Here is a 24,153-nt window from a genome sequence, read left to right as displayed (position 1 = left end):
AGCCTGTGGATGAAGTGGCTCACAGGGCCCGTTTTCGAACCACAACGGTGTAATTATCCACAAGGCTCTACCCAGCTATCTTCTAGGCTTTTCATCCCCTAGAGTGGCTCAGTAGCCGATTATCCACGCTCTGTGCATAACCCTGTGGATATAAGCCGGAACCAGCCCCTGGTTCAGGACTTGTGGCTGCAGGTAATGCAGGCAAGCAAGTTTGAGGAACTGATTGATGACAGTAGACGAAGCCAACCACGCGAATACTGTCGGAAGTTCCTGGCGGCGGGTTGTGAGCCTTCTGGAGCAGGACCACCGGGTTTCACCCCGGCAGCGCGGCTTCGTAATCCTCGCCCAGGCGCAAGGACTGATCGGTTCAACCCTCCTGGTCGCTGTGCCCAACGAACTCACCCGCGAAGTCCTGCAGACGCAGGTCAAGGAAGCCCTTGACGATGCCCTGCACAACGTCTTTTCCGACGACATCCGCTGCGCTATCGACGTGGACACCGATCTGGTGCCCCTCCATGTGGAGCCGGAGCCCGCCGTCGAACTTTCCCTCGCAACCGATCCCATGGTGGAGCAGAAGCCGCAGCCCATGCTGCCGAGCACTTCCCATGAATTCGGCAGGCTCAACCCGAAGTACGTCTTCGACACGTTCGTGATCGGTTCCTCGAACCGGTTTGCGCATGCGGCCGCCGTCGCCGTCGCCGAGGCACCGGCCAAGGCCTACAACCCGCTGTTCATCTACGGTGACTCGGGTCTGGGAAAAACCCACCTGCTGCACGCGATCGGACACTACGCCCGCCGGCTCTACAGCGGCATCCGCGTCCGCTACGTCAACTCCGAAGAATTCACCAACGACTTCATCAACTCCATCCGGGACGATGAAGGCACCAGCTTCAAGACCACGTACCGCAACGTGGATGTGCTGCTGATTGATGACATCCAGTTCCTGGCCGGCAAGGACCGCACGCTGGAGGAGTTCTTCCACACGTTCAACGCGCTCCACAACAACAACAAGCAGGTTGTCATCACCTCGGACCAGCCGCCCAAGCTGCTGGCCGGATTCGAAGACAGGATGAAGTCCCGTTTCGAGTGGGGCCTGCTGACCGACATCCAGCCGCCCGAGCTGGAAACCCGGATCGCGATCCTCCGCAAGAAGGCCCTCAGCGAAGGTCTGTCTGCACCGGATGACGCCCTGGAGTACATCGCGTCCAAAATTTCCAGCAACATCCGTGAACTTGAGGGCGCACTCATCCGGGTCACGGCCTTCGCCAGCCTGAACCGGCAGCCGGTGGACGTTGCCCTCGCCGAGATGGTCCTCAAGGACCTCATCACGGACGACGGCGCCCAGGAGATCACGTCGGCGCAGATCCTGACCCAGACAGCTGACTACTTCAAGCTCAGCATGGAGGAACTCTGCAGCAAGTCCCGGACCCGCACCCTGGTGACCGCACGCCAGATCGCCATGTACCTGTGCCGGGAGCTGACGGACATGTCGCTTCCGAAGATCGGCCAGGAGCTCGGCGGCAGGGACCACACCACCGTGATCCACGCAGACCGCAAGATCCGTGAACTGATGGCCGAGCGCCGTGTGATCTACAACCAGGTTACGGAGCTGACCAACCGGATCAAGCAGCAGCAGCGGGATTCCTAAGCCCGGCTTCGCCTCCGCCTCCTTACCTTATTAACAGGCACATGTGGATAAGCCTGTGGATAGTTAAGGGGACAACCGCGGTTAATGGGCTTAAAACCCTTAAGGCATCTGTGGATCAGCGAAACGGCCGAAAAAGTTGTCCCCATCCACACCCTGTTTAAAACCTGCGTCGCCCACAGCGGATGAACAGGGCTTAACCGCGGAATCGTGCCGTGAAACAGGGTTATCCACAGTTTCCACAGCAGTTATTAACACTACTAATCCCAAAAAATTGAATTTCCCTCAAACAACAATCTCGTTCCCTCCCCCGGACAGCCTCGTGGCCTCGGCCCCGAAGGGCCGGCGTCCCGGCCAGGGATGGGGCAAACGGGAATCTTCCGGCTAAGCTGTCAGCAGCGCTCCCATCCTTGGGTCTGTTTGTGGTTCAGCAAGCGCGGACCATGCAGGTTCCGGTGTCCGGGGGCAAGGTTTTCGAACTCCCTGTGGGAGTTCCCGTTCAGAAAATGGCAGCAGCAATGAAAGGCGGCACCCTTCCGTGAAGTTCAGAGTCGAACGGGACGTCCTGGCAGAAGCCGTCACATGGACCGCCCGGTCGTTGTCTCCGCGGCCGCCGGTTCCCGTGCTTTCCGGGCTCCTTCTCAAGGCTGAGGCCGGCACGGTCAGCCTCTCGAGCTTCGACTACGAAACGTCGGCCCGGCTTGAAATCCCGGCTGATATCAGCGTTGAAGGCACCATCCTGGTCTCCGGCCGCCTCCTTGCGGACATCTGCAGAAGCCTGCCGTCCGCCCCTGTTGAGGTCGAAACCGACGGCAACAAGGTCACGCTCACCTGCCGTCGCAGCAGCTTCCACCTCGCAACCATGCCCGAGGCGGAGTACCCGCCGCTGCCCGCGCTGCCCACCATCAGCGGAACAGTTCCGGGTGACTCCTTCGCCCAGGCCGTGTCCCAGGTGATCATCGCCGCCAGCAAGGACGACACCCTACCGATCCTCACGGGCGTTCGGATGGAGATCGAAGACGATCTCATCACCCTCCTCGCAACAGACCGCTACCGTTTGGCCATGCGCGAAGTGCCGTGGAAGCCCGTTACCCCCGGGATCTCCACCAGCGCCCTGGTCAAGGCCAAGACCCTCAACGAAGTTGCCAAAACTCTCGGCAACAGCGGCGACATCAACCTCGCACTCGCCGACGATGACAGCCGGCTGATCGGATTCGAAAGCGGCGGACGCACCACCACGTCCCTGCTGGTGGACGGCGACTACCCCAAAATCCGTTCGCTGTTCCCGGATGCCACACCGATTCACGCAACTGTCCAGACCCAGGAACTGGTCGAAGCCGTCCGGCGCGTCTCCCTCGTTGCCGAGCGCAACACCCCGGTCCGGCTGGCGTTCACCGAAGGCCAGCTCCACCTCGACGCCGGCACCGGCGAGGACGCCCAGGCGTCGGAAGAATTGGAAGCACAGCTGACCGGCGATGAGATCACGGTTGCGTTCAACCCGCACTACCTCATCGAAGGCCTCAGCGTCATCGAAACCAAGTACGTCCGGTTCTCCTTCACCACAGCACCCAAGCCCGCCATGATCACGGCACAGGCCGACGCCGACGGCGAAGACCAGGACGACTACCGTTACCTGGTCATGCCGGTGCGCCTCCCCAACTAGGTAGCAGCTGATGTCGTTATGGGCACCCAAAACGACATCTAATGCGACCCAGTTGGGCCCGCCATCGCAGTCCCTCCACCACACCAGCGCAGAAAAGAGTTCCTACCGTGCACATCGGACTGATCGGCCTTGGAAAAATGGGTTTCAACATGCGCGAGAGGCTGCGCAAGGGGGGCATTGAGGTCACCGGCTTCGACCGCAACCCTGACGTCACGGACGTCGCCACCGTGGACGAGCTCATCGCAGCCGTTCCGGCTCCGCGCGTCATCTGGGTCATGGTTCCGGCCGGCGAAATCACTGATGCGGTGATCACCGAACTGGGTTCCAAGCTCGACGCCGGCGACCTGGTGATCGACGGCGGCAACTCCCGCTTCACGGAAGACCAAAAGCATGGTGCCGCGCTGGCCGAGAAGGGCATCCGGTTCGCTGACTGCGGTGTGTCCGGCGGAGTCTGGGGCCTGCAAAACGGTTACGGACTGATGGCCGGCGGCGATGCCGCCGACATCGAACGGGCGATGCCCGCATTCGATGCGCTCCGTCCCGAAGGCGACCGCGCGGACAGCTTCGTCCACGTTGGCGGCATCGGTGCAGGCCATTACGCGAAGATGGTGCACAACGGCATCGAATACGGGCTGATGCAGGCCTATGCGGAAGGCTATGAGCTGCTGGCCGCCAAGGACATCGTGACCGACCTGCCGGGAACCTTCCGCGCCTGGCAGAAGGGGACCGTTGTCCGCTCCTGGCTGCTGGACCTTATGGTGAAGGCACTGGACGAGGACCCGGGCCTGGCCTCGATCGATGACTACGTCGAGGATTCCGGGGAAGGCCGCTGGACCGTTGAGGAGGCAATCGCCAACGCCGTTCCTGCCCCGGCCATTACAGCTGCGCTGTTTGCGCGTTTCTCCTCCCGCGAGGACAATTCCCCGGCCATGAAGATGGTGTCCGCCCTGCGGCACCAGTTCGGCGGGCATGCCACCCGCCCGGCCAAGTAGCAGCAGTCCGAGCAGTCCCGGAATCCTGAAGACGGCGTGTACCTAGAAAAGCTTTCGCTGACCGATTTTCGCAGCTATGCCCAGGTGGACCTCTCCTTCGAACCCGGAGTGACGGTCCTCGTGGGGTACAACGGCATCGGCAAGACCAACCTTATGGAGGCCATCGGGTACTTGGCCACGCTGAGTTCGCACCGTGTCAGTTCGGATGCTCCGCTTCTGCGCTTTGGTACCGAACGGGCACTGATCCGGGCCAAGCTGGTTCGGGGCGAGCAGTCCACTGTGCTGGAACTGGAAATCAACGGAAGCCGTGCCAACCGCGGACGCATCAACCGCAGTAACCCAGTCCGTGCCCGGGACATCCTGGGCATCTGCCAGACGGTGCTTTTTGCGCCGGAGGACCTTGCCCTGGTGAAGGGTGATCCCTCCAACCGCCGGCGTTTCCTGGACGAGTTGCTGGTCAGCCTCATGCCGCGGCATTCCGCCACGCGGACTGATTATGATCGTGTGCTCAAGCAGCGCAACGCCCTTCTCAAATCAGGCCGGACCGGTAAATTCACTGCCGGGCACGAGGCAACCCTGGATGTGTGGGACCAGCACATGGCCAGGGCCGGTGCCGAGTTGCTGCACGCCCGGCTGGAACTGGTGGAAAGGATCCGACCCCACCTGAAAGAGGCTTACGCGCAGTTGACCGACGGGTCCAAGGAAGCGGACGCGATCTACCGGTCCACGCTCCAAGACATGATGGACGACGACGGCGCCGGCCCGGGTTTCGCTGCGGAACCCGCCGCCGTCGAACGCGTCGAAGACCTCCGGGAACTGTCCGTTGAGGACCTGACCGAACGCTATGTGCAGGCTTTTGCGGCCTCCCGGCGCAAGGAACTGGAACGGGGCGTTTCCCTGGTGGGTCCGCACCGGGACGACGTCGAACTCATCCTCGGCGAAGCGCCGGCCAAGGGGTATGCCTCGCACGGCGAAACATGGTCCATGTGCCTCTCCCTGCGGCTGGCGTCCTACTACGTGATGCTCGATGACGCCCGCACCGGCGGGTCCGCACCGATCCTCATCCTCGACGATGTGTTTGCCGAACTCGACGTCCAGCGGCGGCGTAAACTGGCGGCAATAGTATCCGGTGCCGAACAGGTGCTGGTGACCGCCGCCGTCGACGCCGACATACCGGAAGAACTGGCCGGGCGGCGGGTGAAGGTGGTCCCCGGAGGAATCGATGAGTCGGAATCCCGATGAGTAAGGATGCTGGCGGCCTGCAGCCGGGCCGCGATCCCGACGAAATAGATGCGCCCCAGGCGGCGCTTAACCGGATGCGCGAAGCTGCCGCTGCCCGCGGCGAAATCCGGCGCAAGTCCCCGCTGCCCGGAGGCGGAGCCAAGAAGCCGGGACGCAGCGCCGGCGGAACACGGGGCTTCACCCAGTTCCACGGCACGGGCCGCGACCCGTTGGGTCTGGGGAAAGTGGTGGGACGCCTCGTGGCCGAACGGGGCTGGACTTCGCCGGTTGCCGTCGGATCCGTGATGGCCGAGTGGGGCACGCTCGTGGGCCCCGAAATTTCGGCACACTGCACGCCGGAAAGCTTTACCGACACCACGCTCCACGTGCGGTGCGATTCCACCGCGTGGGCAACCCAGTTGCGCCTGCTCAGCTTCAGTCTCCTCGAGAAATTCCGGAGCGAACTGGGCGAAGGCGTCGTGACCAAGATCCAGGTCCTCGGGCCTGCGGCGCCAAGCTGGCGGAAGGGCGGACGGACAGTCAACGGCCGCGGTCCCCGGGACACTTACGGATAGCAACCGGCTGTGGCGGCCCGCCGGATTTCCGCCGCCGCCGTCCCCGACCCTTGAAAAATGGCCAAACGGCGTGTAGGGCGCTCTAACGCCCCTGGGCCGTATAGGAACCCAGAGACGGTACCCCTGGAGCCTTGCAGGCGGGGCCAATGGCCTGTCAGCACCATATTCCCGCGCGTTTGCGGCCCTGGAATGCGGGATTACGCTCTCCAGCACGGTAGAATCGGGGTAGATAACTGGGCGCCGGTGAAACGTTGACTGAGTCCGTTTTTCGGCGCTTTTCCTGCGGCCGGGGCACGGTTCCGCCAGTCAACGAAGTAATCGGCGTTATCAGTGACGTGCCTGTTGGCAGGAGCCTCTTCTATCGGAGACGGTGACGGCCGGCCATACGAATACAGAGGAGTCGAAAGCGCCTGTGGCTAACGACAATGCAGATATCCCGGCAGTGGAACCCGCAGCTGAGGATGCCCGTACAACTGATGCGCCGGCGGAGGCAGCCGAACGCAAGGGATACGGTGCGAGCGACATCACCGTCCTTGAAGGACTGGAAGCTGTTCGGAAACGTCCCGGCATGTATATCGGGTCCACGGGACCCCGCGGACTCCACCACCTTGTGTATGAAGTGGTGGACAACTCCGTGGATGAGGCCTTGGCAGGCTACTGCACCCACATTGAGATTGTTCTCCAGGCCGACGGCGGCGTCAAAGTGGTTGATGACGGCCGCGGCATCCCGGTGGACATGCACCCCACCGAGCACAAGCCCACGGTTGAGGTTGTAATGACCATCCTGCACGCCGGCGGAAAGTTCGGCGGTGGCGGATATGCCGTTTCCGGCGGCCTCCACGGCGTGGGTATTTCAGTGGTGAATGCCCTCTCCAGCCGGGTGGATACCGAAGTCCGGCGCCAGGGCCACGTCTGGCGGATGTCCTTCGCCGACGGCGGCAAGCCCCAGGGCAGCCTGGTCCAGGGTGAAGAGACGGACCAGACCGGGACCACCCAGACCTTCTATCCGGACGCCAGCATTTTTGAGGTCACGGAATTCGACTTCGAGACGCTTCGTGCCCGCTTCCAGCAGATGGCGTTCCTCAACAAGGGCCTGCGCATCACGCTGACGGACGAACGCCGCGTTGCTCAGGAAGGCTCGGAGGACGAGGACCTGGATCTCGACGCCGTTCCCACCGAGGGTGAAGTGGCCGCCGAATTCCGCACGGTTGTGTACCAGTACGACGACGGCCTGCTGGACTACGTGAAGCACCTTAACTCGGGCAAGAAGGTTGATGTTGTCCACGAGGATGTCATCGCTTTCGAAACCGAGGACAAGGAACGGAAGATCGCCCTGGAAATGGCGATGCAGTGGACCAATGCGTACTCCGAAAGCGTCCACACCTATGCCAACACCATCAACACCCATGAGGGCGGCACCCACGAAGAGGGCTTCCGGGCCGCGATGACGTCGCTCATCAACCGCTACGCGCGCGAGAAGAACATCATCAAGGAAAAGGATGACAACCTCACCGGTGATGACATCCGTGAAGGACTCACCGCCGTCATTTCCGTGAAGCTGGCGGAACCGCAGTTTGAAGGCCAGACCAAGACCAAACTCGGCAACTCCGAGGTCAAGGGCTTCGTCCAGCGCGTGGTCACCGACGGCCTGGGCGACTGGCTGGAGCGCAATCCCGGCCCGGCACGCGATGTGATCCGCAAGGCGATTTCCGCAGCCCAGGCCCGGATGGCAGCCCGCAAGGCCCGCGACAACGCGCGCCGCAAGAGCCCGCTGGAGTCCTTCGGCATGCCGGGCAAGCTCTCCGACTGCTCGTCCAAGGACCCGGAGAAGTGCGAGGTCTACATCGTGGAGGGCGACTCCGCCGGCGGTTCCGCCAAGCGCGGCCGCAACCCCGAAACGCAGGCCATCCTCCCGCTGCGCGGCAAGATCCTGAACGTGGAACGGGCACGGCTGGACAAGGCCCTCGGCAACAACGAGGTCCAGTCCATGATCACGGCATTTGGTACGGGTATTGGCGAGGACTTCGACCTCAGCAAGCTCCGGTACCACAAAATCGTCCTCATGGCCGATGCCGACGTTGACGGGCAGCACATCACGACGCTGCTGATGACGCTGCTGTTCCGGTACATGCGCCCGCTGATTGAAAACGGATACGTATACCTGGCCCAGCCGCCGCTGTACCGCATCAAGTGGTCCAATGCTCCGCACGACTACGTCTACAGCGACCGCGAACGCGATGCCCGGCTTGTTGCCGGCCAGGCCGCCGGGCGCCGCATCCCGAAGGACAACGGTATCCAGCGCTACAAGGGCCTTGGCGAGATGGACTACACGGAACTGTGGGACACCACCATGGACCCCGACCACCGCACACTCCTGCAGGTCACCATGGACGACGCCCTCGCGGCTGACCAGATCTTCACCGTGCTGATGGGCGAGGACGTTGAATCACGCCGAAACTTCATTCAGCAGAACGCCAAGGATGTCCGGTTCCTGGATATCTAGAGCTCCACAAGAGCCTAAATATCCCTGAAGCGACATATACCTGAAACGGAAAATATAGACTATGAGTGACGAAACACCCGAGGTTCCCGCGGACTCCGCCGGACCCGTCGAGCCCGTCCTGGAGGGCGATGTGCTGGTGGACCGCGTGGAGCAGGTGGATCTGCAGACGGAAATGCAGCGGTCCTACCTGGACTACGCCATGGCCGTTATTGTCGGACGCGCGCTGCCGGACGTCCGCGACGGCCTGAAGCCCGTCCACCGCCGCGTTCTCTACGCCATGTTCGACGGCGGCTACCGCCCGGACCGCTCCTTCAACAAGTGCGCCCGTGTGGTGGGCGAGGTCATGGGCCAGTACCACCCGCACGGCGACACAGCCATCTACGATGCCCTGGTCCGCCTGATCCAGGACTGGACCATGCGCTACCCCCTGGCGCTGGGGCAGGGGAACTTCGGTTCGCCGGGTAACGACGGCGCGGCTGCACCGCGGTACACGGAAACGAAGATGGCCCCGCTGGCCATGGAAATGGTCCGGGACATCGACGAGGAAACCGTCGATTTCCAGGACAACTATGACGGCAAGAACCAGGAACCCACCATCCTGCCGGCCCGCTTCCCCAACCTGCTGGTCAACGGCTCCTCGGGTATCGCCGTCGGCATGGCCACGAACATTCCGCCGCACAACCTCCGCGAGGTTGCCGACGGCGTGCAGTGGTACCTGGCCAACCCGACGGCAAGCCGCGAAGAGCTGCTGGAAGAACTCCTGCTCCGGATCAAGGGACCGGACTTCCCGACCGGCGCCACGATCCTGGGCCACAAGGGCATCGAGGACGCCTACCGTACGGGCCGCGGCTCCATCACGATGCGCGCCGTGGTGAATGTTGAGGAACTCCAGGGCCGCACCTGCCTGGTGGTCACGGAGCTGCCGTACCAGGCCAACCCGGACAACCTGGCCATCAAGATCGCCGAACTCGTCAAGGACGGGAAGATCTCCGGCATCGCCGACCTCCGTGACGAGACCTCGGGCCGCACCGGGCAGCGGCTGGTGATCGTGCTCAAGCGTGATGCCGTGGCCAAGGTGGTGCTGAACAACCTCTACAAGCACACCCAGCTGCAGGACAACTTCGCCGCCAACATGCTGGCGATTGTGGACGGCGTCCCGCGGACGTTGAGCCTCGATGCCTTCATCCGGCACTGGGTCGCCCACCAGATGGACGTCATCGCCCGCCGGACCCGCTACCGCCTGCGCAAGGCCGAGGAAGAAGCGCACATCCTGCGCGCCCTCCTCAAGGCCCTGGACATGCTGGACGAGGTCATTGCCTTGATCCGTGCGTCCAACACCACCGAAGCTGCCAGGGACGGCCTGATGCAGTTGCTGGACATCGATGAGCTGCAGGCACGGGCCATCCTGGACATGCAGCTCCGAAGGCTGGCAGCACTGGAACGCCAGAAGATCCAGGACCGCCACGCCGAACTCGAAGCCCTGATCGCAGAGTACAACTCGATCCTGGCCTCCGAGGAGCGGCAGCGGGAGATCATCAGCACCGAACTTTCCGAGATCGTGGCCAAGCACGGGGATGACCGCCGCACGAAGATCCTGATGGGCTTCGACGGTGACATGTCCATGGAGGACCTGATCCCCGAAGAGGAAATGGTGGTCACCATCACGCGCGGCGGCTACGTCAAGCGCACCCGCAGTGACAACTACCGCTCACAGCAGCGCGGCGGCAAGGGGATCAAGGGTGCCCAGCTGCGCGGGGACGACGTCGTGGAGCATTTCTTCGTTACCACGACGCACCACTGGCTGCTGTTCTTCACCAACCTGGGGCGCGTCTACCGGGCCAAGGCCTACGAACTCGTGGAAGCGGGGCGTGACGCCAAGGGCCAGCATGTGGCCAACCTGCTGGCCTTCCAGCCGGATGAGCACATCGCCCAGGTCCTGGATCTCCGGGACTACCAGCACGCTCCTTACCTGGTGCTGGCCACCAAGCGGGGCCTCGTCAAGAAGACCCGCCTGGAGGACTACGACACCAACCGCTCCGCCGGCGTGATCGCCATCAACCTGCGCGACGGCGATGAACTCGTCTCCGCCCAGCTGGTTTCGGAAACTGACGACCTCATGCTGGTTTCACGAATGGGCCAGTCCATCCGCTTCACGGCCACGGACGATGCACTGCGGCCCATGGGCCGTGCCACGTCAGGCGTGACCGGCATGAAGTTCCGCGAGGATGATGAACTGCTGGCCGCTGATGTCGTCAAGGACGGCTCGTTCGTCTTCATCGTCACCGAGGGCGGCTACGCCAAGCGGACCGCGGTGGAGGAATACCGCCTCCAGGGCCGCGGCGGGCTCGGCATCAAGGTTGGAAAATACCAGGAAGAGCGGGGCCACCTCGTAGGTGCCCTCATCGTCCAGGAAGAGGACGAAGTCCTTGTGGTTATGGAAGGCGGAAAGGTGGTCCGTTCCTCGGTGGCCGGAGTGCCTGCCAAGGGCCGGGACACCATGGGCGTCATCTTCGCGAAGCCGGACAAGAACGACCGCATCATCGAGGTGGCGCGGAACAGTGAACGCGGCCTGGAGGGCGAGGAGGCGGAAGCCACCGACCCGGAAAACCCGGCTGAAAGCCCGGCAGCCGCCGGGGATGACGTAACGTTGGCTGAAGGTGCCGGATCACATGATGGGTCCGCAGAGGCAGATTCAGCACCGGCCGTGGAATCCGACGAGTCATCGGACGACGCTGAGCTGGACGAAGAAAATACCGGAGGTAACGAGTGAGTAATTCCGACTCATATCCCAAGCCGAACAGCAACACTCCCGGCGGGATCAGGCAGCCGGCGTCCGCTCCGCGCGTGAACGCCCCCGTACGTCCCCAGCAGCGGCCGTCGACGCCGGGTGCCCCCGCGCAGCGCCCGGTGGTCCCTGGCCAGCGTCCGGCACAGGGGCAGCGGCCCGGTGTTCCGGGCCAGGCCCCCCAGGGCCAGCGGCCCGGCGTGCCCGGCCAGCGACCCGGCCAGGGCTCCGCGCAGGGTGCCCCCGGCCTGGTCAAACCGGCCCCGAAGGCGAAGGTCCGCCGTGCGCGCCTCCTCGTCAGCAAGGTGGACCCCTGGTCCGTGCTAAAGATGGCCTTCCTGCTGTCCGTTGCCCTGGGCATCGTGACAGTCGTTGCGGCCATCGTCCTGTGGACCGTGCTGGACCTGACGGGCATCTTCGACCAGGTGGACAGCCTGCTCGGAACGCTGGCCGGATCCGAAGGCGGCGGGTTCGAACTGAAGAAGGTTGCCTCGCTGGGCCAGGTCGCTTCCTTCGCGGTCATCATCGCCGTGGTGAACGTGGTCCTGCTGACCGCACTGTCGATGCTCTCAGCCGTGCTGTACAACATTTCCGCCACCCTCGTAGGTGGCATCGGAGTGACCCTCACGGACGATTAGTCCGCGGATTTTCACCGGAAATCCACCGGTGAAATGCCTCGATTTGAGATCGGGCCGGGATGTGCTGTAAAGTCATGTCTCGGCCCGATGAGGCATCGGGGCGTATAGCTCAGGCGGTTAGAGCGCTTCGCTGATAACGAAGAGGTCCCAGGTTCAAGTCCTGGTACGCCCACGGAACCTGCACAGGTTTTGAAAATGGTTCGGGTAAAACCGAACCGGAACGGGGTGCATGTGAAGAAGTTGCTGGTTGTTGCAGTAGCTATCGCAGGCGCGCTGCTCTTCAAGAAAGTGCAGGAATCCGAAGCCCGGAAAACGGTCTGGAGCGATTCGACTGACACAGTCGAATAGTCCGGATCCTGGTGCGGACGCTGGTCAGAAGCGTTCCGGAACTAGGGTATGATTGACGGGTTGCTTCTTATGGGGGCATGGCGCAATTGGTAGCGCACCTGCTTTGCAAGCAGGGGGTTCGGGGTTCGAGTCCCCGTGCCTCCACCATAAGAAAGGCCCCGGAATGCGGAAACGCAGTCCGGGGCCTTTTGCTTTGCCCGCCAGGCAGTCCGGCAGTCCGGCAGCCCGCCAGGCAGTCAGACAGTCCGGCGGCTCGGCAGCACCCCGCCAGGCAGCCCGGCGCCGTCCCGGCCCCTCATGTCCCGGCCGCTAGTGTTGGAACGGTGAACTTCTTCCTCGCCGCTTTAGGCGTCCTGGGGGTGGCCTCTTCCGGGCCCCTCATTGCCGCTACGCTGGGCGCCACCTCTGTCAGCGCCCTGGCCATCGCCTTCTGGCGCAACGCCATTGGAGCCGCTGTCATGGCCTCGCCGGTCCTGGTGACCAATCCACGGCAGTTCGGCCGGGTGACGCCCCGCGAGTTCCGCTGGGCGGTCCTGGCCGCCGTCGCCCTGGCACTGCACTTCGCCTGCTTCATCACATCCCTCCAGCTCACCTCGGTAGCGGCGGCTACAGCGCTTGTCTGCCTCCAGTCGGGCTGGATCGCGGTCTTCCAGCTGTTCCGGGGCGTACGGCACCGCTGGCAGGTTCTGGTGGGCCTGGGAATGGCCTTCGGCGGCGTCGTGGCCATCACCGGCTTCGACATGGGCACCTCCCCAGACGCCTTGCTGGGAGACCTCCTGGCGGTGGCGGGCGGCGCCCTGGCGGGCCTCTACACCCTCGCGGGCGGCAAGGCTCGGGAGACCATGGGCACCGGCACCTACACAACGCTTTGCTACGGCATGTGCGCGGCCGTGGTGGCGCTCCTTGCCTTGATCTCCCGGCAGCCGCTGGTGGGCTTCGAGGCAGCCGGCTGGCTGGGAATCGTAGCCATCACCGTGTGCGCGCAGCTGGTGGGGCACACGGCGTTCAACCATTTGCTGGCCACCATGAGCCCGCTGCTGGTGTCCATGATCATCCTGCTGGAGATTCCCGGTGCCGCGCTGCTGGCGGCTGTGTTCCTGGATGAGAGCCTGCCGGGCGGCACCTACGCCGGCCTGGCGCTGATCCTGGTCGGGCTCGCCGTCGTGGTGGCAGGCCAGCGGCGCAGAAGGCCGGAACGACCCGGCGAGCCCCGGGTGGCGGAGCTGGGCACGGACTGAGGCCCGGAAAGGGCCGGGCCGACGCTACTGGCCGCCGCGGCGCACCGGCTGGGCGGAGCTGACCGTGTGGATGGCGCGCAGGAGCTTGGCCGGGAAGTAGACGGAGAAGAACACCACCATCGGTGCCTTGAGGGCCATCTTTTTGACGTTGTGGGCCTTGTACGTCCGGTCGAACCTGGTGACGTAGTACCGGTAGTCGCGAGGAGAATCCTCGAGGCGGCGGGCGGACATACCGGAGACCATCTGGGGCCAGTACTGGATACGCAGGTCATGGTCGGCCAGGTGCAGGGACAGGTCGATGTCCTCGTGCATCTCGTCTTTCTCATCCCGGCAGGTTTCTCCGCGGATGGTTTCCCAAGCCGAGCGGCGCAGCGCCATGTTCGAGCCAAAGAGGAAGTGGTACTGGTGTTTGGCCAGCTTGAGCATCAGCTGGCGCATCTTGTCATCGGCCTTCAGGCCGAAGCGGCGCATCGGCATGTCGTAGTACACCACCGGACCGGTGGCTGCCTGGACGGAAGGATCAAGGAAGGCTTTCTGGACCTGTTCCACCCAGTCCGGTTCCACCACGGAGTCCGCGTCGATCCGGCCCAGTATGTCGCCGGTGGCGTGGTTGAGGCCGAAGTTACGGGTGGGAATGAGGCCCTGGGACCTGTCCTGGGTGAGCAGGATGATGGGGCTCTCAGGGTATTCCTGCTGCATCTGGCTGACGATGTCTGCCGTGCGGTCCTTGGACATGTTGTCCACAACAATGATCTCCGTGGCCGGCACCGACTGGTAGATGGCCGCAATAAGGCACTGCCTGATGACGCTGGCCTCGTTATATGCCGGTATGACGATGGATACGCCCGGCATAAGCGCAGCGTCGTGCGAGGCATCCTCGGCGGATCTATCGGGTGACATCACCACAAATTTAGCACCCTTGGGCGTCCCAGCCCGGGACGGCGGGTGAAGGTACGGGAAACAACGGAGGAGCCCCGCACATTTTGCGTGCGGGGCTCCTCCGTTGTTGTACCGGCCGGCGACGGCCGGGCTTTACGTGTCGGTGGGCTTTGCGGCACCGTTGTTCATGCTGGATGCGATGTTCTTCACGGCAGTCTTGGCGTCCGTGGCAACGGCGGCTGCCTGGTCCTTGGCGTCCTCGGCCGCTTCATCAGCCTTCGCAGCGGCGTCGCCGGATGCTGCAGCAACAGAGTCAGCTGCGTCAACAGCCTTCTCACCGGCGGTGGCGGCCGTGGCACTCACGTCGTTGACGGTTGTGGCCGGAACGGGCGCGGGCGTCACAGGAGCAGGTGTCTTCCAAGGATCCTCCACGGGCTTGGAAGCCTTCCACGCGGCCACACCGGCGGCGACGGCTGCGGCGATGACGCCGAAAATCAACAGTCCGCGGTGCTTGGGCTTCTGCGGCTTGGCCACCTCACCGGTAACAACGCGCGTGGCCTCCGCGGCAGCAGCCTTGAGCTGGTGGCCTGCGGCCTGGGCCTGATCCTGAATGGAGTGCACAACGCCGGAGTCCGCAAGCCTCTGGGCTACGGCATCCACATGGGAGGGCGCGCTTTCCAGCGTGCGGTGTACGGCCTCCGAAGCGTGGCCGATCTGGTCCGAGAGCCGCGGAAGGTATTCAACTACGACGCGGTCGCGGGCATTCAGGATCACCGGGGCGGCCTTGTCCAGCGCCTCGTGGAGACGCGGGGTGGCGCCGTCTACGGCATCGTGGATCTTCGGCGCAAGGTGCGCGAGACCGTCCTGGATGCGCGGCGTCACGGTGGCAACGCCGTCGGCCAGATTGTGGGCTGCCGATTTGAGCCCCTCCTGGATCTTTGGGGAAGCGGTGTCAATACCGTGCTGCAGGCGGGGAACCGCCCAGTCGACGGCTGCTTCAACGCGGGGGGCTGCCCAATCCTTGGCGTTCTCTACCGCGCTGCTGACTGACTGCTCCAGGTCACGGGCAATACGATCCGATTTCTTCACAACTACCTCCCGATTAATGTGACGGTTCTGTTGTTAGCCTACGTGGATTGCCCCGCACCGGCTATTCATCAGGGCCATTTCCAGCCGATTTCACCTAGCGCGGAACTGCCCGGCAGGCCTGATGTGCAATAGCCCGACGTGGAACAATGGGCCTATGACTGCCATCGCAACTGCAAAAGCAACCATCCACACCAGCCTCGGCGACATCGTCGTCAACCTCTTCGGCAACCACGCGCCCAAGACGGTCAAGAACTTCGTCGGCCTGGCCACGGGCGAGCAGGCTTGGACCCACCCGGAAACCGGTGAGGACAAGACCGGCACCCCCCTGTACAACGGCACCATCTTCCACCGCATCATCAAGGACTTCATGATCCAGGCCGGCGATCCCCTCGGCCGCGGCGTGGGCGGACCGGGCTACAAGTTCGACGACGAAATCCACCCCGAGCTGACCTTCAACCAGCCCTACAAGCTGGCCATGGCCAACGCCGGCATCCAGATGGGCAAGGGCACCAACGGCTCGCAGTTCTTCATCACCACCATCCCCACCGACTGGCTGCAGGGCAAGCACAGCATCTTCGGCGAAGTTGCCGATGAGGAGTCCAAGAAGGTCGTTGACGCCATCGAAGGTGTCCGCACCGGCATGGGCGACCGCCCGGTCGAAGACGTCGTTATCAACAGCATCGACGTCGAGCAGCTCTAACACCCCATGAGTTACGGAATTCCGGCGGCCGAGCCGTCCGCGCAGATTCCGGTGTGCCCCAGGCACCCGGACAGGCCTTCCTATGTCCGGTGCCAGCGCTGCGGGCGCCCGGCATGCCCGGAATGCCAGCGGGCGGCCGCCGTCGGATTCCAATGCATTGACTGCGTCAACGAAACAAAACGTACGACGCCGGCAGCCAGGACCGTTTACGGCGGAACCGCTGTTGCCGGCCGGCCCCTGGTGACGTTCGGGATCATCGCAGCCTGCGCGCTGGTTTTTGTACTGCAGTGGATAGTCCCCAACGACGGGATTTACCAGAACTTCGCTTTCGCCACGGTCTACGCCACCCCCGAGTACGGGGTCTTCGAACCGTGGCGCATGCTGACCTCGGCGTTCCTCCACTCCCAAGGCTTCATCCTGCACATCGTGCTGAACATGTACATGCTGTGGATGTTCGGCCAGGCGCTGGAACCCCTCCTAGGGCGCATCCGCTTCCTGGCGCTCTACTTACTGTCCGCCGTCGGCGGATCGGTCGGCTATCTCCTACTGACGCCGACCTACACTCCGGGCCAGCCCCTCGCCGGAGTCGTGGGCGCCTCCGGCGCAATCTTTGGACTCTTCGGCGCCATGCTGGTGGTCCAGCGTCACCGCGGCGGTGACACAAAGCAACTGTGGGTACTGATCGCCATCAACGGCGTCATCGGCTTCATCGTCCCGCAGATTGCCTGGCAGGCCCACCTTGGCGGTTTGGTGACGGGCGCTGCCTGCGCCGCAGCCATCGCCTACGTTCCCCGTGGCCCGCAGCGCTGGCTCTGGCAGTCGGCCGGCCTGGTGCTGGTGCTGGCTTTGCTCGCCGGCGCCACCTGGCTGCGAATGGCCGGCGCCTAAACACGCCCCGCCTTCATACCCTCCTCCCCTCAGCACCCCAGCACGCCCGCCTCCGCGGCGCCTGCGCTCTCTCTGTCGCAGCCCGCGGTACTTCAGGCTGTGACGTGGTGTTGCGGGCGCTCCCCGCGGGGACCCTACCTGCCAATATCTGCACCCCGCCTGAGGGCACCGTAACCACCTCTTGCGCCGGCACCCTAGCCCTCTCCAGGAGTTTTCCACAGAGGTTATCCACACTGTTGGTAACTTACATGCTTGTAGTTCATCCCCCTTCCCCGGTGATGCCCTTGCCAGCTGGCGATTATCGACAGGAGTGGTCCAGGTTGTCCACAACTGTGGATAACGGAGACCGGCGGGGTTGTGGTTAAGTGGACAACTTTGTCCTCTGCGACCGGGCAACTGTGAGGTGCTTCAGGGCCCGGAATCGGGCATGCGGCCAGCAAGTGCCAGGCCGCGCAGGGGGAAACCGGCCTCCTGTGCACCACATTTGGCTCTTAGACGGCAGATCCCGACGCCGATTGAGCGCCGCCCGGGCCCTCTTCAACAGGTTATGCACACTGTTAATAACTCCTGACGCCCGAGGCACAGGATGTAAATTGGCGCGTTGGAGCCTGATTGGGCCTTAGATCTGTGATTTATCCCCTGCGTTATCCCCACCTGTGGATAACTTCTGGGGATAGCCTTGTTCTTAAGTGGATAAGTTAAATCGGTTCGTTGCCCGCCCTGCCCGCCGCGGTTCACTGCACGAACCGGCGGGGTGGATGGAGGACCAGCGCGGCATTCTTGGGGATTTACCATCCGGAACCGGTTATCCACAGGCAATCCACACTGTTAATAACTGTCGGCCCTGTGATTCGTCCGGAGTCCCGGTGACTCACAGGCCATGGCCCGCGGAACGTTCGCCTAAACTGCCGAGACTTATCAACACTGTGGATAACTTTCCCCACAGGACCGGGATAAGTTCAGGCCCGGTCAGTCCACACGCCGGACGAGCCGCGACGATGGCTGTCAACAAGATGGGTGTCGATCATGCCGATCGCCTCCATGAGCGCGTACATCGTGGTCGGCCCCACGAATGCAAAGCCTTTGGCGCGCAGGGCCTTGGATAGGGCAATGGACTCGGCCGATGTTGTGGGGATCTCGCCATGTGTGAGCGGACTCGGAGTCACGTCCGGTTGGAAACTCCAGACGAAGTCCACCAGCCCGCCTTCATTCCGTAGCGCGATGGTTGCCCGGGCGTTGGTGATCGCCGCCCTGATTTTGAGCCGGTTCCGGACGATGCCGGCGTCGAGCATGAGGCGCTCGACGTCGTCGTCGGTGAAGGCGGCCACCGCATCGGGCTGGAAGTTGTGGAACGCGGACCGGAAGGCGGGCCGCTTCCTCAGGATGGTGGCCCAGGACAGGCCGGCCTGGAAGGCCTCCAGGCTGATGCGCTCGAACAGCCCCTGCTCGTCGCGGACGGGCATGCCCCACTCGGTGTCGTAGTACTCCTGGAGCAACGCATCCACGGCCGCCCACGGCGGGCGGGCCAGGCCGTCATTGCCGACGATGGTGCCGCGTTCATCCGGGGTCATGTGGGTTCCTTAGGTTTTCCTGCGAGGTGGTGCTGCGTCCAGCATATTCAGCAACCTGCGCCGGACATGCCCCGGCCTTCGCGCAAATTCATAGCCGAACGACGACTCTCACATTATGCTGTGGCTCTGATCACAAATTACTGGGAGGTACGTGTGAGGAAAACCAAAATTGCCGTGGCTGGCGTGGCGGGGGTCGTTCTCGGGATGCTCAGCATCCAGGCCCCGGCCGTAGCCGCACCACCTGTCGACGACGGGTCAACCAGCCCCGCTGCGGCAGTCCGGCAGGACAACCGCCCCGGACCGCGGACCAAGGAACTCGTGGAACGGCGCAAGGCGGCCATTGAAAAGGTTGCCAAGGGGCAGGCGAAAGCCAATGGCGACGGCGTGGTTCAACTGGCGCCGGACAAGTTCGCCGAGGTCGAAACGGCCAAGCAGGACAAGATCTTCACCGTCCTCGCCGAGTTCGGCACCCAGGGCTCGGGCCGTTTCGGAACGGCACCTGGCCCACTGCACAACACGATTGCCGAACCGGACCGTGCCGTGGACAACACCACGCTCTGGACCAAGGATTTCAGCCCCGCCTACTACGAAGAACTCTTCAACGGCAGCGGTGAATCGATGAAGGGCTACTACGAGGCCGTTTCCAACAAAAAGTACTCGGTGACCAACACCGTGACGGACTGGGTCACGGTGCCCAACAACGGATCCTTCTACGGCGACAACGCCACCGAAGATACCGGCGGTTCATGGGCGTTTGTGCGGGACTCCGGCAATGCCTGGTGGGATTCCCAGGTGGCAGCCGGCAAGACACCGGCTGAAATTGACGCTTACCTTGCCCAGTTCGATGTCTGGGACCGCTACGACTTCAACAACAACGGCAATTTCGATGAGCCCGATGGCTACATCGACCACTTCCAGGCGGTCCACGCCGGCGAAGGCGAGGAAGGCGGCGGCGGGGCCCTGGGCGAGGATGCCATCTGGTCCCACCGCTGGTACGCCTACGGCAACCAGTTCGGTTCCGCCGGACCGGAAGGCAACCTCTCCGGCGGAACCCGGATCGGTTCCTCGAAATACTGGCTCGGCGACTACACCACGGAACCTGAGAACGGCGGGGTCGGCGTCTTCGCCCACGAATTCGGACACGACCTCGGACTGCCGGACTTCTATGACACCACTGGGGCCGCAACCAACAGCACGGCGTTCTGGACCCTCATGAGCTCCGGTTCCTGGCTGGGCCACGGTGCGGCGGCCGGGGCGGGAATCGGCACCACCCCGGGTCTGATGGGACCCGAGGAGAAGCTCTTCCTCGGCTGGCTGGACCACAGCGAGGTGGAACTGGGAACCACAGGTGACTTCGTCCTGAACCCGTCCCAGCTTCAGGCCGACGGCACGGACCAGGCCGTCAAGGTCAACCTGCCGGACAAGACCACCACCACCAAATACACCGTTCCCTCCTCGGGGAGCAACGCGTGGTGGACGGGAAGCGCGGACGGCCTCAACGAATCCTTGACCCATGCCGTCCCGGCACAGTCGAGGGTGACCGTCACGGCGAACGCCTGGTACGACATCGAGGCGAACTACGATTTCCTCTACGGCGAATATTCCACTGACGGCGGCAAAACCTGGAAATCCGCCGGGCGTGCGCTCAGCGGAGCGGCCGCGTGGGGGCAGGTGCGTTACTCCTACGACGCTGGCGGCCTCGAATCACTGTTCCGCTTCAGGTACCAGACCGACGGCGGCGTCCATAACCCGGGTGCCTTCATTGACGACGTGAAGATCTCAGCGGGCAAGACCGTGATCCTCAGTGACGACGTCGAGTCCGGTGCAGGGACGTGGACTGCCGGCGGCCAGTGGCAGCTCAGCAGCGGCTCGGTGACGCAGACCACCGAGCAGTACTACCTCGTGGAGAACCGCGAGTACGTGGGCTACGACGCAACGCTGGCGGAAGGGCCCTATGCCTTCACCCACAGCATCACGAAACCGAACTGGGTCGATTTCTTCAAGTACCAGAACGGCATGCTGGTCTGGTACATCGACGACTCCTACGCGGACAACAACGTTTCGGCCCACCCCGGTGCCGGCTCGGCCCTGCCGGTGGATGCCAGGCCCGCGCCGTTGAAGTGGTCCGACGGCACCATGCCCGGCAACAGCCGCCAGCCGTTCGACGCAACGTTCGGCCTGGAGGACACGGATCCGCTCTGCATCGCGAAGGAAGTGCAGACCGGCACCAAGCGCAGTTCGTCATTCAGCTACCTTGACGCCTGCGCCGTCAGCAGCGCCGCGATCAGCGTCTTCAAAGACAGCGATCCGCTGGCCTACTACAGCGCCGACAACCCCTACGGGAGCGTCAAGGTTGCAGGTCACGGCGTGGAGATTTCCGTAACCTCCGACGCCGGCACGGACTTGGCGATCCACGTGGTCAACCCTGCACTGAAGTAGGCGCAGGCAACAAAAAAGTCGGACCGGCACACATGCCGGTCCGACTTTTTTTGTGACGCAGGTTTCGTGGGGTCAGATAAGAGCCCGGGAAAATCTGTGGCTAGGAACGCCAGCGGGTGGTCATCAGGAACCCCGCAATGGCGATACCGAATCCGGCAACGATGTTCCAGGATTCCCACGCCCTGACAGGGAGTGCGCCCTCGCTGATGTAGAAGGTGATGATCCACAGCAGCCCGATGATCATCAGGCCAAACATGACGGGCTTGAACCACACCGCGTTGGGTTTGTATGCCTGCGATGCAGAAGCCGGCCTGTCCGCGGCGGCGGTCTTCTTTCGTGGCTTTGACTCGGGCACGGGTCCTCCTCGTCGGGCTGAATCAAGGGCGGGGCCTCCGGCTTGATATCCTGCAGGAAGGAACATGCCGGCGGGGTTGGCGCCTTGGGTCAGGTCTGAATTCTTACTAGCAGCCAATTCTAGCTGTAGTTCAGAACACACCCGCGCCAGCCCATGCCGCCAATTGAGGAGACCACGTGGTGTTGCTGGAGAAGGAGACGACCGCTGCCGCGCCGGCGCGCGGCGTCGGAGTTCTCCGGACACTGATCCAGATCGTGGGCGAGCTGCTGATTACGGTGGGAGTCGTCCTCCTTCTGTTCGTCGCCTGGCAGCTGTGGTGGACCAATGTGGAATCCGATGCCAAGCAGAGCGAGACCATCAAGAACTTCGCACAGGAACTGGGTGGTTCCCCTGCCCCGGCGGAGTCGCCCGGCCCGGCGGCATCCGCCCCCGCCGATTACGGTCCGCCGAAGGTTGCCGAAGCGCCGGGACACGGCCAAACCATCGGCATCATGTACATCCCCCGCTTCGGGGCGGACTACACCCGGCCCATCGTGCAGGGAACTTCAACGGACGTCCTGGACACGCTGGGCCTTGGCCACTACAGCGACACGGCGATGCCCGGGGCCACCGGAAACTTCGCCGTGGCCGGCCACCGCCAGACGCACGGGGCCGTCCTGGACAATATCCACACCCTCGTGCCCGGCGACAAGATCTATGTCCAGACCCGGGACGGATTCTATGTCTACGTCTTCCGGAACAACCAGATCGTGCTTCCGTCGGCCACTGACGTGCTGCTTCCGGTGCCCACCCAGCCCGCAGCCAAGCCCACGGAGGCCTACCTCACCATGACCAGCTGCAATCCCCGCTTCGGTTCGCAGGAGCGCATCATAGCGTATTCCCTGCTGGAGCACTGGCAGCCGGCGTCGGCGGGACCGCCGGCAGAAATCGCGGCCCAGGTGGCCAAAGCACTCGGGAAGGGCTGACCCATGTATGGATGGATTTTCCGCCACTTGCCGGGACCGCTATGGGTCAGGATTGCCACGGCGCTGGTGCTGCTTGCCGGCGTGCTGGTATTGATGGTTCAGTTCCTCTTCCCCTGGATGTCACAGTTCACACAGTTCACCGACTCAACGATTGGTTTAGTAACTCGACAATGAGCGCCACCAAGATCCTGGTCGTAGACAACTACGACAGCTTTGTTTACACCCTGGTGGGATACCTCCAGGAGCTCGGCGCCGAGACGACGGTGGTCCGCAACGACGACGTCACCCTCGCCGAGGCAATAGAGATGGCGGACGCGCGCGACGGCGTCCTCATCTCTCCCGGTCCCGGCACCCCCGCGGAGGCAGGCGTCTGCATCGACCTGATCAAATGGTGCGGCAGCCACAGCAAGCCGATGTTCGGCGTCTGCCTTGGGCACCAGGCGCTGGCTGAGGCCTACGGCGCCACGGTGACGCATGCCCCGGAACTGATGCACGGGAAGACATCCCTCGTGGAGCATGAAGGAGCCAGCGTTTTCGCCGGACTCCCCTCCCCTGTCACGGCCACGCGCTACCACTCCCTGGCTGCTGTCCGCGAAACCATCCCCGACGTCCTCGAGATCACCGCGCAGACAGCGAACGGCGTGATCATGGGCCTGCAGCACCGGACGGCACCGCTCTGCGGCGTGCAGTTCCATCCGGAGTCGGTCCTCACCGAAGGCGGATACCAGATGCTGGGGAACTGGCTGGAATCCCTCGGCATGACCGGCGCAGCGGAGCGGGCCGCCAAACTGAGCCCGCTCATCCAGCACTAACGGCACCAGGACTTACGGCATCGCGCTAACGGCATCCAACTGACGGCCGGGGCCCGGAAGCCGGGGCGCGGCCCCTAGTCGCGGTTGCGGCCCGTCTCGGTAGGCGTAGGCGTGGGGGTCGGTGTGGGCTTGGGCGCCGGCGCCTTGGCAACCACAATGCTGATGGTCTTCCCCTGCTCCACCAGCGCATTGACCGCGTCACTCTGCTCTGTCACCTTGCCCGGTTCAACTTCGGAGTTCTCGACTTCCTTCACGTCGATCCCCAGGCCAAGGTTCTTGAGTGCCGTCTCTGCTTCCGCCCTGGGCAGGCCGCGGAGTTCGGGCATGGCCACCTTGCCGGTGGACACCACGATTTCCACGGTGGTTCCGACGGCGACGGTTTCGCCCGGAGCAGGTTTGGTGGTGATCACGATTCCCGCCGGCACCGTGGCGCTGTTCGCCATGGTGGTGCCGGGGGCGCCCGCTAGGCCAATCTGCCGCAGGACGTCCCGGGCAGCAGCTTCCGTGCGTCCCGGCAGATCAGCCGGGATTTTGACGGCGCTGGGGCCGTCGGAGATGTTCAGGGTTATTTTCGATTCGGGTTCCATCGCTGTACCGGCTGCCGGCACCGTGCCGATGGCCGTTCCCTTGGTGATGGTGTCGTGCGGCAGCCTGTTGATCTGAGGGCTCAGCCTCGCGTTGTACAGCCGTTGCAGCGCCTCGGATTCGGTGAGCGCCGATACGGCGGGCACGTCGACCTTCGCCACGGGAGGCGGCGGCTGGTTCATCATGTTGTACAGCCAGAGGCCGCCGCCGGCCAGGACCAGCAGGGTGAAAATGACCAAGGTGGCAATCCACGTCCGACGGC

20 protein-coding genes and 2 tRNA genes are annotated in these 24,153 nt (G+C 63.6%); 17 read left to right on the top strand and 5 right to left on the bottom strand.

The window, feature by feature from the left end; translation table 11 throughout:
• The first annotated feature begins 226 nt into the window (after positions 1-226).
• The 12 genes from dnaA (at position 227) to AC6JAC_RS00055 (ending at position 13,608) form a co-directional block, all read left to right on the top strand.
• A complete protein-coding gene (gene dnaA, locus AC6JAC_RS00110; protein ID WP_028271882.1) occupies positions 227-1,648 on the top strand; it encodes a chromosomal replication initiator protein DnaA in 1,422 nt (473 codons plus the stop codon).
• Positions 1,649-2,183: 535 nt separating this feature from the next.
• Positions 2,184-3,308 (top strand): DNA polymerase III subunit beta, encoded by a 1,125-nt coding sequence (gene dnaN, locus AC6JAC_RS00105; RefSeq protein WP_028271883.1) that lies wholly within the window; start codon positions 2,184-2,186, stop codon positions 3,306-3,308.
• Positions 3,309-3,415: 107 nt separating this feature from the next.
• A complete protein-coding gene (gnd, locus tag AC6JAC_RS00100; RefSeq protein WP_055797403.1) occupies positions 3,416-4,300 on the top strand; it encodes a phosphogluconate dehydrogenase (NAD(+)-dependent, decarboxylating) in 885 nt (294 codons plus the stop codon).
• Positions 4,301-4,336: 36 nt separating this feature from the next.
• The gene (recF, locus tag AC6JAC_RS00095; RefSeq protein WP_497962984.1) at positions 4,337-5,542 is read left to right on the top strand and encodes a DNA replication/repair protein RecF; all 1,206 of its coding nucleotides are present in this window, start codon (positions 4,337-4,339) and stop codon (positions 5,540-5,542) included.
• Positions 5,539-6,096, top strand: a complete 558-nt coding sequence (locus tag AC6JAC_RS00090) for a DciA family protein (RefSeq protein ID WP_347896902.1) — start codon at positions 5,539-5,541, stop codon at positions 6,094-6,096. Before recF ends, AC6JAC_RS00090 begins: the two co-directional genes overlap by 4 nt.
• 412 nt (positions 6,097-6,508) lie before the next feature.
• Positions 6,509-8,599, top strand: coding sequence for a DNA topoisomerase (ATP-hydrolyzing) subunit B (gene gyrB, locus AC6JAC_RS00085; RefSeq protein WP_028271887.1), 2,091 nt, complete (start codon positions 6,509-6,511; stop codon positions 8,597-8,599).
• A gap of 61 nt (positions 8,600-8,660) precedes the next feature.
• On the top strand, positions 8,661-11,369 hold the full coding sequence (gene gyrA, locus AC6JAC_RS00080; protein WP_028271888.1) for a DNA gyrase subunit A: 2,709 nt from the start codon (positions 8,661-8,663) through the stop codon (positions 11,367-11,369).
• On the top strand, positions 11,366-12,022 hold the full coding sequence (locus AC6JAC_RS00075; protein ID WP_028271889.1) for a DUF3566 domain-containing protein: 657 nt from the start codon (positions 11,366-11,368) through the stop codon (positions 12,020-12,022). The genes gyrA and AC6JAC_RS00075 overlap by 4 nt, the downstream gene beginning before the upstream one ends.
• 98 nt (positions 12,023-12,120) lie before the next feature.
• Positions 12,121-12,194, top strand: a tRNA-Ile gene (locus AC6JAC_RS00070).
• A 23-nt stretch (positions 12,195-12,217) separates the two neighbouring features.
• A complete protein-coding gene (locus tag AC6JAC_RS00065; RefSeq protein WP_231511296.1) occupies positions 12,218-12,370 on the top strand; it encodes a DLW-39 family protein in 153 nt (50 codons plus the stop codon).
• Positions 12,371-12,441: 71 nt separating this feature from the next.
• A tRNA-Ala gene (locus AC6JAC_RS00060) sits at positions 12,442-12,517 on the top strand.
• A gap of 176 nt (positions 12,518-12,693) precedes the next feature.
• Positions 12,694-13,608: a DMT family transporter gene (locus tag AC6JAC_RS00055; protein WP_497962981.1), complete on the top strand. Its 915-nt coding sequence runs from the start codon at positions 12,694-12,696 to the stop codon at positions 13,606-13,608.
• 24 nt (positions 13,609-13,632) lie between these two features.
• Here AC6JAC_RS00055 and AC6JAC_RS00050 read toward each other — a convergent pair whose 3' ends face one another.
• Both AC6JAC_RS00050 and AC6JAC_RS00045 read right to left on the bottom strand, forming a co-directional pair.
• Positions 13,633-14,508: a glycosyltransferase family 2 protein gene (locus AC6JAC_RS00050; RefSeq protein WP_028271891.1), complete on the bottom strand. Its 876-nt coding sequence runs from the start codon at positions 14,506-14,508 to the stop codon at positions 13,633-13,635.
• Between the two features lie 132 nt (positions 14,509-14,640).
• Positions 14,641-15,576 carry a hypothetical protein gene (locus AC6JAC_RS00045; protein WP_028271892.1) on the bottom strand — a complete coding sequence of 312 codons (936 nt, stop codon included), beginning with the start codon at positions 15,574-15,576 and terminating at the stop codon, positions 14,641-14,643.
• A 154-nt stretch (positions 15,577-15,730) separates the two neighbouring features.
• Here AC6JAC_RS00045 and AC6JAC_RS00040 point away from each other — a divergent pair, with 154 nt between their 5' ends.
• Both AC6JAC_RS00040 and AC6JAC_RS00035 read left to right on the top strand, forming a co-directional pair.
• The gene (locus tag AC6JAC_RS00040) at positions 15,731-16,276 is read left to right on the top strand and encodes a peptidylprolyl isomerase (RefSeq protein ID WP_028271893.1); all 546 of its coding nucleotides are present in this window, start codon (positions 15,731-15,733) and stop codon (positions 16,274-16,276) included.
• 6 nt (positions 16,277-16,282) lie between these two features.
• Positions 16,283-17,164, top strand: coding sequence for a rhomboid family intramembrane serine protease (locus AC6JAC_RS00035; protein WP_028271894.1), 882 nt, complete (start codon positions 16,283-16,285; stop codon positions 17,162-17,164).
• A gap of 959 nt (positions 17,165-18,123) precedes the next feature.
• Here the strand turns inward: AC6JAC_RS00035 and AC6JAC_RS00030 are convergent.
• Positions 18,124-18,735, bottom strand: a complete 612-nt coding sequence (locus AC6JAC_RS00030) for a DNA-3-methyladenine glycosylase I (RefSeq protein WP_028272335.1) — start codon at positions 18,733-18,735, stop codon at positions 18,124-18,126.
• A 153-nt stretch (positions 18,736-18,888) separates the two neighbouring features.
• On the opposite strand from AC6JAC_RS00030, the gene AC6JAC_RS00025 reads away from it, so the two are divergent.
• A complete protein-coding gene (locus tag AC6JAC_RS00025) occupies positions 18,889-21,174 on the top strand; it encodes an immune inhibitor A domain-containing protein (RefSeq protein WP_497962978.1) in 2,286 nt (761 codons plus the stop codon).
• Positions 21,175-21,274: 100 nt separating this feature from the next.
• On the opposite strand, the gene AC6JAC_RS00020 is transcribed toward AC6JAC_RS00025, so the two are convergent.
• Positions 21,275-21,529: a cell division protein CrgA gene (locus AC6JAC_RS00020; protein ID WP_028272337.1), complete on the bottom strand. Its 255-nt coding sequence runs from the start codon at positions 21,527-21,529 to the stop codon at positions 21,275-21,277.
• A 176-nt stretch (positions 21,530-21,705) separates the two neighbouring features.
• Between AC6JAC_RS00020 and AC6JAC_RS00015 the strand changes: the two genes are divergently transcribed.
• A complete protein-coding gene (locus AC6JAC_RS00015; protein WP_028272338.1) occupies positions 21,706-22,494 on the top strand; it encodes a class E sortase in 789 nt (262 codons plus the stop codon).
• A gap of 170 nt (positions 22,495-22,664) precedes the next feature.
• The gene (locus AC6JAC_RS00010; RefSeq protein WP_028272340.1) at positions 22,665-23,306 is read left to right on the top strand and encodes an aminodeoxychorismate/anthranilate synthase component II; all 642 of its coding nucleotides are present in this window, start codon (positions 22,665-22,667) and stop codon (positions 23,304-23,306) included.
• Between the two features lie 74 nt (positions 23,307-23,380).
• Here the strand turns inward: AC6JAC_RS00010 and AC6JAC_RS00005 are convergent.
• Positions 23,381-24,153, bottom strand: a 773-nt coding sequence (locus AC6JAC_RS00005; RefSeq protein WP_497962976.1) for a PASTA domain-containing protein, incomplete at its 5' end; no start/stop codon positions are given.

The sequence above is a fragment of the Arthrobacter sp. KUASC02 genome (assembly GCF_059739395.1).
Note: the sequence above shows the minus strand (reverse complement) of the source record. Positions and strands in the feature narration are given on the sequence as shown.